The 14,355-nt window shown below is 66.6% G+C and carries 14 protein-coding genes; 3 read left to right on the forward strand and 11 right to left on the reverse strand.

Annotated features, from left to right (window positions below):
• Positions 1 to 289: 289 nt before the first annotated feature.
• The gene (locus G6N66_RS26340) at positions 290 to 451 is read left to right on the forward strand and encodes a hypothetical protein (RefSeq protein WP_163645927.1); all 162 of its coding nucleotides are present in this window, start codon (positions 290 to 292) and stop codon (positions 449 to 451) included.
• 130 nt (positions 452 to 581) lie between these two features.
• Positions 582 to 1,718, forward strand: a complete 1,137-nt coding sequence (locus tag G6N66_RS26345; RefSeq protein WP_085233812.1) for a BTAD domain-containing putative transcriptional regulator — start codon at positions 582 to 584, stop codon at positions 1,716 to 1,718.
• Here the strand turns inward: G6N66_RS26345 and G6N66_RS26350 are convergent.
• Positions 1,705 to 2,316, reverse strand: a complete 612-nt coding sequence (locus G6N66_RS26350) for a maleylpyruvate isomerase family mycothiol-dependent enzyme (RefSeq protein ID WP_232079564.1) — start codon at positions 2,314 to 2,316, stop codon at positions 1,705 to 1,707. The genes G6N66_RS26345 and G6N66_RS26350 overlap by 14 nt on opposite strands.
• 207 nt (positions 2,317 to 2,523) lie before the next feature.
• Between G6N66_RS26350 and G6N66_RS26355 the strand changes: the two genes are divergently transcribed.
• Positions 2,524 to 2,742 (forward strand): hypothetical protein, encoded by a 219-nt coding sequence (locus G6N66_RS26355; RefSeq protein ID WP_085233814.1) that lies wholly within the window; start codon positions 2,524 to 2,526, stop codon positions 2,740 to 2,742.
• A 79-nt stretch (positions 2,743 to 2,821) separates the two neighbouring features.
• Here G6N66_RS26355 and G6N66_RS26360 read toward each other — a convergent pair whose 3' ends face one another.
• The 10 genes from G6N66_RS26360 to G6N66_RS26405 form a co-directional block, all read right to left on the reverse strand.
• Complete coding sequence (locus G6N66_RS26360; RefSeq protein WP_085233815.1) at positions 2,822 to 6,091, reverse strand: arabinosyltransferase domain-containing protein; 3,270 nt, start codon at positions 6,089 to 6,091, stop codon at positions 2,822 to 2,824.
• A 5-nt stretch (positions 6,092 to 6,096) separates the two neighbouring features.
• Complete coding sequence (locus G6N66_RS26365) at positions 6,097 to 7,992, reverse strand: galactan 5-O-arabinofuranosyltransferase (RefSeq protein WP_085233816.1); 1,896 nt, start codon at positions 7,990 to 7,992, stop codon at positions 6,097 to 6,099.
• A gap of 2 nt (positions 7,993 to 7,994) precedes the next feature.
• Positions 7,995 to 8,759, reverse strand: a complete 765-nt coding sequence (locus tag G6N66_RS26370; protein WP_085233817.1) for a decaprenylphospho-beta-D-erythro-pentofuranosid-2-ulose 2-reductase — start codon at positions 8,757 to 8,759, stop codon at positions 7,995 to 7,997.
• Positions 8,760 to 10,115 (reverse strand): FAD-binding oxidoreductase, encoded by a 1,356-nt coding sequence (locus G6N66_RS26375; protein WP_085233818.1) that lies wholly within the window; start codon positions 10,113 to 10,115, stop codon positions 8,760 to 8,762. It abuts the gene before it with no gap.
• Between the two features lie 31 nt (positions 10,116 to 10,146).
• The gene (locus tag G6N66_RS26380; protein ID WP_139825306.1) at positions 10,147 to 10,515 is read right to left on the reverse strand and encodes a GtrA family protein; all 369 of its coding nucleotides are present in this window, start codon (positions 10,513 to 10,515) and stop codon (positions 10,147 to 10,149) included.
• A 67-nt stretch (positions 10,516 to 10,582) separates the two neighbouring features.
• On the reverse strand, positions 10,583 to 11,062 hold the full coding sequence (locus G6N66_RS26385; protein WP_085233820.1) for a GreA/GreB family elongation factor: 480 nt from the start codon (positions 11,060 to 11,062) through the stop codon (positions 10,583 to 10,585).
• A 174-nt stretch (positions 11,063 to 11,236) separates the two neighbouring features.
• On the reverse strand, positions 11,237 to 12,067 hold the full coding sequence (gene wzm, locus G6N66_RS26390; RefSeq protein ID WP_085233821.1) for a galactan export ABC transporter permease subunit Wzm/RfbD: 831 nt from the start codon (positions 12,065 to 12,067) through the stop codon (positions 11,237 to 11,239).
• Positions 12,064 to 12,978, reverse strand: a complete 915-nt coding sequence (glfT1, locus tag G6N66_RS26395) for a galactofuranosyltransferase GlfT1 (RefSeq protein WP_085233822.1) — start codon at positions 12,976 to 12,978, stop codon at positions 12,064 to 12,066. The genes wzm and glfT1 overlap by 4 nt, the downstream gene beginning before the upstream one ends.
• Positions 12,979 to 12,985: 7 nt before the next feature.
• On the reverse strand, positions 12,986 to 13,780 hold the full coding sequence (wzt, locus tag G6N66_RS26400; RefSeq protein ID WP_085233823.1) for a galactan export ABC transporter ATP-binding subunit Wzt/RfbE: 795 nt from the start codon (positions 13,778 to 13,780) through the stop codon (positions 12,986 to 12,988).
• Positions 13,781 to 13,792: 12 nt separating this feature from the next.
• Positions 13,793 to 14,347, reverse strand: coding sequence for a bacterial proteasome activator family protein (locus tag G6N66_RS26405; protein ID WP_139825290.1), 555 nt, complete (start codon positions 14,345 to 14,347; stop codon positions 13,793 to 13,795).
• Positions 14,348 to 14,355 lie beyond the last annotated feature (8 nt).

Genomic DNA, 14,355 nt, shown 5'->3' on the forward strand with positions numbered 1-14,355 from the left:
CTGTCGACTCCCGGGATGGACGCTCGTGAAGCGGCGACAAGACTCGCTTTGAAATAGCCGACGGCCGCGCGCGGAAGCATTTCGATAGCGACGCGAAAGAAATACTCGACACGTGCCCAAAAGCACGCCGGTAATAATGGCGGCCGACGGCGCAAATGCCCTCCGACCGCGAGATTCAGTCCTGCGCGGGCGTTAATTGAATTCATTAGGAGTTTTGGTTTAGCAGCGCACCAATTAGGGAAACAACTTCACACATTGGCGCATTTGGGATTCGGGGAGAGGACCTGCCATGACCGCACCCACCACAAGCAGGACCGACGCGTTCAAGCCGGCAGCCATCACGCCTCGCGATCGGATGCGCCCCATCGTGCTGACCAACGAATTCGCGGTCGACCGCCTGGTGGGCCTGCTCCACGAGTTCGTCGCGCAGGGCGCGCTGCCCGCGCTGTAACCACCGCTTAATTCGTCCGGCAAATCGCGTTCCGTGAGCGCGGGTTAGCCGAGCGAATCCTTCAGTTGTCGCTACACTGCCGTCAGAATGAGGGCTGAAGACTGGAGGTACCCGGAAGGCTGGCGGCGCGATGAGTAACTCGGGTCTCGGGTTCGGCGTTCTGGGACCGTTGCTGGTCACCGCGCACGGCGTCCGGGTGTCGTTGGGTGCCGCCAAGCAGCGGGCGGTGTTGGCCATGCTGGTGATCAACCGCAACCGGCCGGTATCCGTCGACTCGTTGATCGACGCGGTGTGGGGTGACGATCCCGTGCCGGCCGCGCGCACCAGCATCCAGTCCCACATTTCCACGTTGCGCCGGTTGCTGGCCGGCGCCGGCGTGGATCCGTACCTGGTGCTGGCCAGCGCACCGCCGGGGTATCAGATCACCATCGCCGACGCCGACTGCGATGTCGGCCGTTTCACCGCCGACAAGTCCGCGGGTGTTCGGGCCGCGGCCGCCGGCCGTTACGAGGATGCCAGCAACCATCTGCATGCGGCGCTGGGTGAGTGGCGCGGGCCCGTGCTCGACGACCTGCGTGACTTCCCGTTCGTCGATGCGTACGCCGCCATGCTGTTGGAGGAGCGGGTGGCCGCCCACACCGCGCGCGCCGAAGCCGAGATCGCGTGCGGGCGCGCCGGCGCCGTCATCGGCGAGCTGGAGGCACTCACCGCCGAGCACCCCTATCGCGAACCGCTGTGGGCACAGCTGATCACCGCCTACTACGTGACCGAGCGCCAATCTGACGCCCTGGGTGCCTATCGGCGACTGAAGACGGCGCTGGCCGATGGGCTGGGCATCGACCCCGGCCCGACGGTCAGCGCGCTCTACGAGCGCATCCTGCGGCAGGAACCCATCGTCGCCAAACGGTCGGCGCTGACCACGCACAAGCAGAGCGCCTACCAGACCGCGTCGGACATCGCCTTGAGCGCGGGGCAACCCGTCGCCTGGTTGCTCGACCGAAAGGGTCGTCAGTATCCGCTGAACGCCGCCTCGACCCGGATCGGACGTCTCGCGGACAATGACATCGTCTTCGACGACGACACCGATGTCAGCCGCTACCACGCCGTAATCATCGACACCGGAGCGGGTTTCGTCATCCACGATTCGAAGTCGACGAATGGGGTGGAGGTGCAGCGTCGGCGTATCCGGGGCAGTTCCCCGCTGGCCGACGGCGACCTCATCCGCATCGGCAGTCGCGAGTACACCTTCCAGATCAACCCGGGCTGAGCCGTGCGGCCAACGTATCGAGCCCCGGACCGGCGAGGTCGGCGAGCGCCGCGGGACGGCCGGTCATCGCCATCAACAGGGCTTCGCCCGGCCCGATGACTTCGGGCCCGCGGCCGTGGACCCAGTCGACGTCGGTGGCCCGCAGTCGCAGCCCCCTGATCCGGCGTCCCGCGCCCAGGCGGGGGTTGCTCGGCACCAGCGGCAGAATGCGGGTGAGTCGGTCGGCGGGGACGTTGCGCGGTCGGCCCAGCGAGCGCCGGATGTCCTGGTGGTGAACCGTGCCGTCGACCAGTGCGATCATGCCGCCGAAACCCGCGGTCAACCCCTGGGGCGTCAGGTGATCGCGCAAGAAATCGAGCAGCTGCTGCGGGCTCAGTGACGCGAACTCGTCGACGCCGACCTGGTTCGCGCGCACGACGGCGCCCTTGAGGAATCGCTTGATCAGCCCCAGGGTCCCCAGTTCCTCGTAGCTGATCACATGCGCGACAACGTCTTTGACGGTCCACCTGGTGCACAGGCTCGGCGCGGCCCAGTCTTGCGGGGTCAGCGTGGCCAGAAACTCCGCGAGGTCGGCCCGCTCGGCGCGGGCCATGTCCATCAGCGTGGGTGCACCAGCCACGAACCCCAGCGTAGGCACGTGGACCGCGGGCATCCAACGAAAAGCAACCGATTGCCCTCCCGCAGCCACGCAAGAATTTCGCAAGAATCTCGCAAGAACTTCGCCAGGGACGCGCAAGCCGCCGCGGGCAGCCTGGTGTTGTCGGCCAACCGCGACCGACCCCAAAGCAGAAATGGAAGGGCACCCATGAAGGCGAAGAACAAGGTTTCCAAAATCCGCATGGCGGCGGGCGTCATGTTGGGCGGCATCGGGCTGTCACTGGTGGCATCCCTGATGCCGGCCACCGCCTCCGCGGAGCCTTATGACCCGCACAGCGGGCCCCTGCACCCGGTGCGCCACTACGTCGGCGACATCAAGCACCCGGCGTGGGCGCTGCACCACCCGCTGCGCGCTCTGATCCCGTAATCCCCACGCACTTCTGCCCCGTTTCCGGATTCGTACCGACGGCCATCCGGAGCGGGGCAGAAGTGTTTCCCCACCCCGCCTAATGCCGGAGCGGTGCCGGGCCCCACAGGCCGCTACGCGTCGTCGTCCCCAGTTCCAGCCGGGCCGGTTGCGCGTTCGGGTAGTAGGGCGTCAGTCGCTGCAAGCTGCCCCAGTCCCGCGCCCAGTCGTCTTTCAGGTAGCTGGCCACCGTGGTCGCCTTCAGGAGCAACTCGGTGACGCCCAGCGGGCCACCCCCGTTGTTGTCCATCACGGGAGAGTTCGCCTCGGCGCCGAATCGATCCGGCAGGATCCGCCACTTCGGGGTTTCGTCGACGCCATTCTGGTGACCGAATGGACGCTGGCACGGGAACGCCAAGCCGACCAACCAGTCCAGGAACACCGGGTCGCGGGAGCCGACCACGTCCTGCAGCGTGCGCAGCTGCGGAATTCGCGGCGGCGTGATCGCGATCCAGTGCTGCGGCGCCAGGTCCTCGTCGTTGGCCACCAGGCGGATTTGGGTAGCGGTGCTCGGGATCGTCGACAAGGCGAGCCGCAGGTTACGCCAGGCCGGCGCCGCCCCGACGTCGTCGAACTGAAACGACCCGCCGGGGTGCCCGCCGGCCGCCTGGTCCGCGCTATCCCCCCCTTTGTCTGAGGCCCACTGCACCTGGACCTCGCGGGGATCGAAGCGACCGGCCGCACTCACCACCAGCAGCGGCCCGGCCTTGTCCCTCGGCGGCAACCGGTACCAGCCGGAGCGCAGGTGAGCCGGCAGCTGGATACCCGAGCGCCAGCTGCCCAGCACGGGCGTGCGGGCGGGATCCAGGTTGAACGGCAACTGGGCGGCCGATCCGTTGATGCCCGGCGCCGGAGTGGTGCCGCCCTCGGTGCCGGCCTGGTTGGTAGTGGCGGTCTTGTCCTCCTCGTTAACGAAGCTGCGGTCACCGGGCCGCTCCATCACCGGGTCGGCGCGAACCTCGGCGGGAATGCCGTTGGGCGTGAACGCTTCCGACAGACCCGCGCCCAACGAGTCGGCCACCGAACCGCTCACCGGGGCGAGCATGCCGGGGTTGGGATCCTGCTCCACCAGAACGTCTTCGGCCAGTCCGCACGACTTGCCGGTCAGCGCCTCGAGGTTGGACCGCCCCACCGACCACGCCGGGTACTGGTCGGTCATCGCCAGGGTCAGCGATAACACCTCGAACAGCACCAGCAGCCATGTCGCAATTGCCAACGGGGACTGGATGATTCCGGCCGCCCGGACGCCGTAGCGGGTTTGTGGCCAACCGTTATCGGGCGCGGCGAAGTGGAACCATGCCGCCAGGAGCAGCACCAAGACCGTCAGCCCGAGCAGTGCGGTGGCAAACGCGTAGTGCCATGCCGGGAACGAATTCGACCACGGCACACCGAAATTGGACACATACCACCAGCCGTTGACGCTGGCGAACGACAGCGCCACCAGGAACAGCACCACCGCGGCGAAGACGGTGCGGTTACGTCGGGACCGCATGGCGGCACTGGTCACCGCGACCGCGGCCAACGCCCCCAAAGATCCTGCGAGCCCGGCGAACACACCGAAGTGGTGGGTCCACTTGGTGGGGGTAAACATCATCGCGACGAACGAGATGATCGTGATGCCGACGATACGGCGGCTCGGCCCTGCCGACGTGCCCGGAATCTTGCCTTTGCGCAACGACATGGCCACCGTTACCGCCAGCGCCAGCACCAGCGCCAGCACGGCGAAGCGCCGGGCGACCGATCCGTCGGGGCTGGCCATGAACAGGCGCTCGTAGCGGATGGGTTCGTCGAACCAGCTCAGGCTCGGCCCGAGCGCGCGCTTGAGGGCGGTCGCCTGGATCTCGCCGGCCAGGGTTTGGTCGCGGAAGATCAAGATCACGGTGACCGTGACCGCGGCCAGCACGGGCGACAGCAACGGGAGCGCTCCGAACCTTGCGGACCTGCGGTGCATGATCGTGCGCAGCGGCCCGATCGCCACCAGCAGCGCGCCAATCGACGCGATGCCCGTCGGCCCGGAGAACAGGGTCAGCGCTCCGATGATGCAAGCGACCGCCACCGGCAACAGCCGGTTGGTGGCGACCGCCCGCTCCACCGAACACCAGGTCAACAGGATGCCCAGCGCGATGATCGGCTCGGGCCGCAGGCCGTTGTCGAGCGGCAACCAGGTCGCCAGGAACATGCCGGCCGCGGTCCACGCCGCGGCCCGGCTCTGCTTGACGGCGTGGCCGAGGCGCGGCATCACTTCGCGGCTGATCACCCACCAGCACGTCAGCGCCATCACCAGGGTGGGCAGTCGCATCCAGATGCTCGCGGTGCTGGCGTGCGCCCACAGCGCCAGCAGGTCGTAGTACCAGCCGAACGGCGCCTCGGGGGTTCCTAGCCAGCGGTAGTAGTTGGCCATGTAGCCCGCGTGCTCGGACACCCGCGCCATGGTCAGGATGTAGCCGTCGTCGGAGGTGTTGGCGCCGACGAAATGCCACCACACCAGCACGCCGATGACCAGCGCGTCCAGGCCGCCGACCGACCACCACCGCGCGGGCAGGAAGCGGCGGTGCCGGGTGCCGTCGGCCGTGTCCATGACGTGCAGCGCGATGAGCGCGACGGCGGTCAGCAGGACCCCGAGGATCATCGCGGCCATCTTCAGCTGGGTGGGGCTGCTGCTGTAGCGGGTGTCCACGGTGGCCGAGAAGCTCAGGCCCGGCGGGGCCGGGCCGGCCAGGTCGGTGAACACGCCGACGATCTGCGGCCGGAAATCGTAGCCGCTCTTCTCGCCGCGCAGCGGCGAGCCGGGATGCTCGGCGTTGGGCCCCTGCGTCAGTCCGACGAATTCCGCGACGACCCGGTCGGCGTGCGCGGTCAGGGTCAGGCGCCGACAGGCCGGGCCCAGCACCTGGCTCAGCGGGGCGGTGACCACCGGGACATTGCGCACGACCAGCACCAGTTCGTCGTTGGCGCGCTGGATGAGCAGCCCGCGGTCGACGGCCTTGGGCGCCTGCTTGGGCACGGTCGACAGCAACACCGTCTTGCCGGCGTTCTGCGGTCCGGTCAGGCCGGCGGCCGCCTGGCACGGCACGCTGATGTTCAGCTCGGTGGCCACGTAGCTGATCAGCGGCGCCTCGACGCTGCCGAACGTGCCGTTCTGGGGCCAGTTGAGTTGGGCGGTGGTCTGGTTGACCGGCAGCAGCGGGGTGGCGACGGCGAGCAGGGCACCGAGCAGCCCGGCGACGACGGCGACGACGCGGGCCAACCGGTAATTTGTCGCCGCGCCACTCACGGAGCTAGATGCTAGTTCTCGAGTTTTCGTGGCCATCAGCGCTAGACCCCAGGCTTGCGGATGGCCAGCACGAACGGGCCGATGCTTTGCACGCTGAACCGCGGATCGGTGAACAGGGCAGCGCGCAGGTCGACGGTGTAGCGACGGACATTGGGCTGGTTGGGATAGACATCCTGGGCCAGCCGCAGGGTGTAGGTGTTGCTCGCGCCACGGCGCATCAAAAACACCGTCGGCGGCGGCCACGGCAGCGTGTCCAGGGCGTGGATCAGCTCGTCGGCCGTCTTGAACTTCGCCCACTTCTCGATTTGCGCGGCGCGCAGGTCGAACTGTGCCAGCGGGTTGGCGTAGTGCGACGTCAGGCCCTGAAAGCCCCAATAGGGGTAGTACGACAGGAAGCTGTAGTCGGCGGTCAGCACCACCGTCTGATCGCGCGGGCGGCCGGTACCACGCAGGATGGCCGCGTCGACAGCGTCGTAGTACTTCTCCGAACTCGGCGGCCGCCGGTCGCCGCGCTGGCCGTGCCCGTCGGTGTCGGTGTAGGCGATGGTGAGATCCGGCCGCAGCACGTCGGGAATGTCCTGGCTGAACGCGATCGCGGCGGCCAGCCCGACGGCACCGGCGATCGGGGCCACCGCGCGATGGCGTGCTGCCAGCGCCTGAGTGGCTTCCACCAAGCCGAACGCCCCGGCAGCGACCAAAAGCACGGTCAGCGTCGGCTGCAGGCGGAACGACAGCAGGGTCACGCGCGCCAGCGTGGCCAGCATCGAGAGCAGGGACCACAGATAGATGGCCAGCACCCCGATGGTCAGCGCGGCCGCCCTGACCGACGAGCGGGCCCGCGCCACCAGCCACAGCGTGCCGACCATGCAGACTGCGCCCAGCAGCGAGAACTGCAGCATGGGGAAGGTCAGTTCGGCGCCGTCGGCCGGCAGGTAGTGGTAGGCGCTGCCGGTGTCGCTGACTGGGTTGGTGGCCGCCCGCAACAGGTACGGCAGCCAGGTGGTGCCGCCGATGACCGCCGCGATGACGGCGATGACGACCAACCGGCGCAGTGGGTCGAGGGCGGCCTTGCGGCCACCCTCCCGCCAGCGCGATGCGACCAGCGCCAGCCCCATCAGCGTCATCGCGAACGCGCTGAAGCCGAACAGCAGCGTGTACCAGGTGGCGGTCCAGCCAAGGAAGACGCCGGCGCCGATGACGGCGGCCCAGCCGCTCCGCGGCTCGAGTATCACGCCGGCGGGTGGTGCTCCTGGAGCGCCGGCGCGCAGACCCGACCACGTCAGCACCAGCACCGGCGGCAGCAGCACGGTGATCATCGCGGAGTAGGGCTCCGGCGAGCCGTAGGCCAGCGTCGCCGCCGCGGTGGCGGTGGTGACGATCAGCGCATGCTCGAAGCGGATCATCCGCCACCACAGCACCAGCGCGACCGCGACCGCGATGGTGATCGAGGTGATGGCCCACGGCTTGAACAGTTCCCAGGCCGGCATCCCGGTGAGCGCCGCGACCCGCCCGCCGATCCAGAACCAGCCCGGCGGGTAGAACGACGGCAGGCCCAGGTAGGTCATGTCGTGCAGCGCGGGACTGTCGGTGAGCCTGGTCAGGTATTCGGTGCGGAATTGCTGGTCGACGGAGATGCCGAACAGATACAGCTTGGTGGCCCCCAACGGCATGCCCAGCGTGACGACGGTGAACGCCGAGACGAAGAGCAGCCCGCCCAGTCGGGCCCACCAAGGAAAGCGCCGGTATGCCCAGCCGGAAGCCACCAGCCCGGCCAGGCAGCCGACCTGACCGACGGTGGTCAGCGCGTGCAGCTGGTTGGACGACGGGAACGCCGGCCACTGCACGCCGGCGATGGCGATCAGCGATACCACCGCGACGACCGCGGCGACCGCCGCGGCCAAGACCATCTGGCCCAGGCTGGCGAGGGCGTTGCGCATGGTCAGATCGGCAGCTTGCGGAAGATGCTCCGCGGGATGTGCCTCAACACCATCATCACGTAGCGGAATGCTGCTGGCGCCCAAACCAATTCCTTACCTTTTGCGGCAGCGGCCACCGCGAGGTTCGCAACGTACTCCTTGTCGACGGTTAGCGGAGCTTCCTTGACGTGCGCGCTCATCCGGGTGCGCACCTGGCCGGGCCGGATCACCAATACGCGAACCCCGTACTCGCGCAATGCTTCTGACAGTCCCAGGTAGAAGCCGTCCAGACCGGCCTTGGTGGAGCCGTAGACGAAGTTGGACCGGCGCACCCGCTCGCCCGCCGCCGAGCTCATCGCAATGATCTGGCCGAAGCCTTGAGCGCGCATCTTCTCACCGAGGAGCACACCCACGGAAACGGCTGCGGTGTAGTTGATTTCGGCGGCCTGCACGGCCTTGCGTTGGTTCTGCCACAGCTCTTCGGCATCGCCGAGGATGCCGAAGGCGACGATCGCGACGTCCACGTCGCCGTTGGCGAAGCCCGTGTCGATCATCTTGGGGTGGCTGTCGGGGTCAGTGGCTTCGAAGTCGATCAACTCGACCGAGCGCGCGCCGGCGGCCTTCATCTGCGCCACCGCGTCGTCGCGGCCCGGGTCATCGGGCATGGCGGCCAACACGATTCGCGCGTGCGCGTTCTTCAAATAGCGTTCACAAATCGCCAGCCCGATCTCGGACGTGCCGCCGAGAAGCAGGATGGTCTGTGGATTTCCCACCGCATCTAGCACCATTTAGAGCAGCTCCAACCGTCGGGCCATATCGGAGGCGAAGACTCCGGTGGGATCGACCTTGCGCCGCACCGCAATCCACTCGTCGATGCGCGGATACATGGCATGAAAAGTCTCCGCGGTGGTGCGCGAGTCCTTGGCGGTGTATAGCCTGCCGCCGAAGTCCAGCACCCGACGATCGAGTTCGTTGAGGAAGCTGTTAAGTCCGGGCGTGATGGGGAAGTCCAGACACACATTCCAGCCCGGGATCGGAAAGCTCAACGGCGCCTGATTGCCCTGGCCAAACAGCTTGAACACGTTGAGGAATGAGTAATGTCCGGACTTCTGGATGTCGCGGATGATGCCCTTGAACTCTTCAACGGCAGTGGTGGGCACGACGAACTGGTACTGGCCCAACCCCGCCCGGCCAAACGCCCGATTCCATTCCCCGAGCATGTCCAGCGGGTGGTAGAACTGGGTCAGGTTTTGGATCTTGCCGCGGTAAGTTCCGGATTTGCGGTACCAGAGCTCGCCGATGGGCACGAAGGTGTACTTGTTCGCCAGGCCATTCGGGAAGATGTCGGGCAGTGTAAGTAGTTGCGGCGCATCGAATTTGAGGGGATTGCGCTGCAGCTTCTTGGGTAACTGGTCCAAGGTCGCCAGCGAGCCGCGCGACACCGCGGCCCGGCCCAACCTCGGGGGCGGGCTGATGGAGTCGAACCAGGCACTGGAATAGGTGTAATTGGCTTCGCTGCCGTCAGTATGCAGTGCGATGGTCTCGTCAAGGCTGTTGGTGACGTTTCCGTCGGCGATGAAGTACGCCGTTTCGGTGGGCGTCATTTCGATAGTGGCACGCAGGATGATGCCGGTGAGTCCGCTGCCACCCACGGTGGCCCAGAACAGCTCGGTGTGCTCGCCGTCAGGCGTGAGGTGTTGGATCGTGCCGTCGGCGGTCAACAAGTCGATGCTGCGCACGTGGTTGCCGAAGCTGCCCGCGCTGTGGTGGTTCTTACCGTGAATGTCGGAGGCGATTGCCCCACCGATGGTCACCTGCCGGGTTCCCGGCAGCACCGGCACCCACAGCCCAAATGGCAGGGCCGCCTTCATCAGCTGGTCCAGGTTGACGCCGGCGTCGGCGTCGACCAGCCGGCTGTCGGCGCTGATCGAGTGGATGCGGTTCAGCGGGGTCATGTCGACGACCAGCCCGCCACCGTTTTGCGCGTTGTCGCCATAGGAGCGGCCCAGGCCGCGGGCGATCACACCACGATCGCCCGCGTTGGCCACTGCCTTCGCGATCTCATCCGGCTCCCGGGTGGAAAGGACCGTCGCTACCGAGGCAGCGGTGCGGCCCCAGCCGGTGAGGCGTTTGGTCGTCAACATCGTCAAAGAGGCTACCGCCTGACCGTCGGCGTCAGCGGATCCGGAAGATCACGGCTCGCTGCACAACAAAGTTGATCACCGTGGCGGTGCCCTGCGCGATCACGAACGCGACCGGTATCGCCCAGGTCCGGTAGTGGAAGAGCGCCAGACACAGGTGATTGAGCCCCACTTGTACGGCGAAGGTGATCGCATAAAGCAGCATGACCGCGACGAATCGGGCCGTGCTCGGCGACGCCTGAAACGTCCACCGGCGGTTGATCAGGTACGCGGTGGTGGTGCCGGCGATGAAGCTGAGGGTTTTCGACAGGTCGACCTGCAGTCCGACCGCCTTGTACAGCAGCACGTATAGACCGAAGTCGACAATCGCCGAAAAGCCGCCGGTGACCACGAACCGCCACACCTGCGTCGCCAGGCTCAGGCCCGGACGCGACGGCGCTGTCTCCACGGGTTCGAAGTCTAGTGGCGCCTCACTTGGGCAGCTTGAGCGCGACCAACTCGACCTGGCTTTCGCCTTGCGGCGTCGAATAGGTCACCTTGTCGCCCGCCTTGTGGCCGACCAGGGCCAAGGCGAGCGGACTGCGCGCGGTCAACGTCTCGGCCTCGCGGCCCACCGGTGTCTCTTCGACGATGGAGATCACGTGCATCGTGACGACTTCCCCGTCGGCGAACTTCAGCGTCACCTGGGTACCGCCGGGCAGGACGTCGGAGTTGTCCGAGGGCGCGGGCCCGGTGCGCAGCAGCCGGTCCAATTCGTTGATCCGATCGGCGAGGACGACGAGTTCGTCCGCTCGCTGTATCGCCTCGGCCGCGTCTCCGTGGTCGCCGATCATGCCGCGGTCGTCTTTGACTTCGAGCTCCAAGCGCTCGCGCCGCTGCCGCAGCCGATCCAGTTCGGCGGCTAGCTGATTTCGCGCCGCATCCGCAACCGATTGGCCTTTCTTGCTCACGTCCGCCGCCCTAGGTCTTGTCGTGGTTAATCAGTGATACACCATCGGGAGGCCGGCGTCACCCGTATCCCAACACGCATTTTCAGCTGGTAGCGGAACTGGATACCCACTCTGTCGGCAAAATTATCCTCGTCGTCGCCGATCGTGTTGGCGCGAATCGTCTTTCGGCTCGGGTCACACCCAATACGGCACCCGGGCGCGGTATTGCCGCATCGCGAACGCCGCGAGCACCCAGCCCACCACGGTCAAGGACAGCACCACCACCCAGTGCCGCAGCTCCTGGTGGGCGCCCAGCAGTGGGGAGCGCACGATATCCAGATAGTGCAGCAGCGGATTGAGTTCGACGATGCTCGCCCAGCGCCCGGCGCCCTGCTGGCGCAGGGTGTCGTCGTTCCAGATGATCGGCGTCATGAAGAACAGCAGCTGCACGATGGAGAACAGCAGGGGGCCGATGTCGCGGTAGCGGGTGGCCAGGATGCCGAAACACAATGACACCCATATGGCATTGAGCACGATCAGCGCTAGCGCCGGAAACACCGACAGGTCGGCCCAGGACCACGGTTTCGGGTAGATGATCGCGACGACGAGATAGATGACGATGTTGTGCGCGAACAGGATCATCTGCCGCCACACCAGCCGATAGACGTGCACGCTCAGCGGCGTCGGTAATTGCTTGATCAATCCCTCGTTGGCGACGAATACGTCGGCCCCCTCCAGAATGGCCGCGTTGATCAGATTCCAAATGATCAGCCCGAGCGTCACATACGGCAGATGCACCGACAGTTCCAGGTGGAACAGCTTGGAATACAGGCCGCCCATCGCGACGGCGGTGGTGCCGGTGGCGATGGTGATCCAGAACGGTCCCAGCACCGAGCGGCGGTAGCGTTGCTTGATGTCCTGCCAGCCCAGGTGCAGCCACAGTTCGTGGCGCCGGAATCCGTCGATCAGGTCGCTGCGGGCCCGGGTCAGCGTCCTGGACTGGGCTGCCGCGTCGGTGAACGTCATGACGGTCCTCCTGGGTCGGGCTTGCCGAAGATCTCGCGGCGCCCCAAGCGGCGCAACCGAATCCACTCGAGCAAGCCTTTGGGGTCGCGGCGGGTCACCAGGAAGAACCAGCCGAACCGGACCCATTCCTGCGGCAGCAGCTTGCGCAGACCCGGCTGCGCCAGCACGTAGCCGCGGTTGCGGTAGGTGAAAAATCGCTTGGCGGCGTCGTCGGGATATTGGGTGTGCATCCGGCCGCCCAGGATCGGCTTGAATTCGTCGGATCCGCAGGGGTGCAGGTAGACCGCGTCCAGGCAGGTGCCGAATGGTAGCTGGGACCGCGCCAGCCGGCGATGCACCTCCACTTCGTCGCCGCGGATGAACAGCCGCAGGTCCGGGACGCCCACCGCCTCGAAAGTGGACGCGCGGAACAGGGCGCCGTTGAACAGCGACGCGATTCCCCACAACAGATCCTGCCCCTGCTCGGTGCGCAATTCGGTTGCGCGCCTGCGCCATACCAGGCCACGCCGCAACGGAAACGCCAACCGTTCCGGATCGTCCATGTTGCAGACCATCGGGGACACCTCGGCCAGGCCGTACTTCTCGGCGCATGCCATCAGCGTCGCAAGCACCCGGGTATCCTGCGGCCTGCCGTCGTCGTCGGCCAGCCACACCCAGTCGGCGCCCAGCGCCAGCGCATGCAGGATCCCGAGCGCGAAACCGCCTGCACCGCCGAGGTTTCGGCGCGAACTCAGATAGGTAGTCGGGATCGGTTGGGCTGCAACCAAATCCCGCACCCTGTCGGCGCCTTCGTTGTCGACCACGATCAGATGGTCGGGCAGGCGCGTCTGGGTGCTCAGCGCGTCCAGGGATTTGGCCAGCTCGTCGGGGCGCCGGTGGGTGACCACGACGGCGAAGACCGAGTCAGTCATCCCGCCGTCATCCCGCCGCAGTCTCCTCTAACACCTCACGCACGTGCCGGGCCGCGTCCTCACCCTCATAGGCACGCACCACGTCCTCGATGCTGCCGGAGAGCTTGATCTCGCCGTGGTCGATCCACAGCGCGGTCTTGCACAGCCTGGCCAGAAATTCGTTGGAATGACTTGCAAATACCAGGATTCCGGAACGCTCGACCAGGCTCTGCAGCCGTGACTGCGCCTTCTTCAAGAAGTCGGCGTCCACCGCGCCGATGCCCTCGTCGAGCAGCAAGATCTCGGGGTCGATGCTGGTGACCACGCCCATCGCCAGCCGCACTCGCATCCCGGTGGAATAGGTCCGCAGCGGCATGGACAGGTAATCGCCCAGCTCGGTGAACTCGGCGATCTCGTCCACCTTGGCCTGCATCTGCTTTCGGGTCTGCCCCAAAAACAGGCCGCGGATGATGATGTTCTCGTAACCGGAAATCTCGGGGTCCATGCCGATCCCCAGATCGAAGACCGGGGCCACCCTGCCGGTGACCGTCGCCGAGCCTCGGGTGGGCTCGTAGATGCCCGAAAGTAGGCGCAGCAGAGTCGATTTCCCCGCCCCGTTGTGGCCGACCAGGCCGACCCGGTCGCCCAGGTTCAGCGACAGGGTGATGTCCCGCAACGCCTCGATGACCACCACGTTGGAGTTGTTGCGCCCGATGGTGCCGCCCGCCTTGCCCAGCACGGCCTTCTTCAACGATCGCGACTTGGCGTCGAAGATTGGGAACTCGACCCACGCGTCGCGTGTCTCGATATGTGGAGCGGACACCGTGAACTCTGCTTACAGGTACTGCCCGTGCCCGGATCCGGGCTGCCCCGACCTGCTGACCCCCGGCGGCAGCGCGCCCTGACGCATCTGCTCGAGCTGCGCCCGCGCGGAGATCTGCTGGGCGAACAGTGCGGTCTGGATGCCGTGGAAAAGTCCTTCCAGCCAGCCCACCAGCTGAGCCTGGGCGATCCGCAGCTCGGCGTCCGACGGTGCGGTGTCCTCGTTGAACGGCAGGGTGAGCCGATCGAGTTCCTCACGCAGTTCGGGTGCGAGGCCTTCTTCGAGTTCGCGAATGCTGGTGGCATGGATTTCGCGCAGCCGGTTGCGGCTGGCTTCGTCCAGCGGGGCGGCGCGCACCTCTTCGAGGAGTTGCTTGATCATCGTCCCGATTCGCATCACCTTGGCGGGCTGCTCGACCAGGTCGGTCAGGGAACGTTCCTCGGAGTCGTCCTCGTCCCTGCGATGCGCGCTGTCGCGCGCTTGGCGGAGAGCCATAATCTGCGGGTCGACGCCGCCGATGACCTCGATGTCGTCGTCGTCGTTGCTCGTAGCCAATCCAGTCACCATCCTTGTGC

It is taken from the genome of Mycobacterium conspicuum, from assembly GCF_010730195.1.
GTDB classification, from domain to species: Bacteria; Actinomycetota; Actinomycetes; order Mycobacteriales; family Mycobacteriaceae; genus Mycobacterium; species Mycobacterium conspicuum.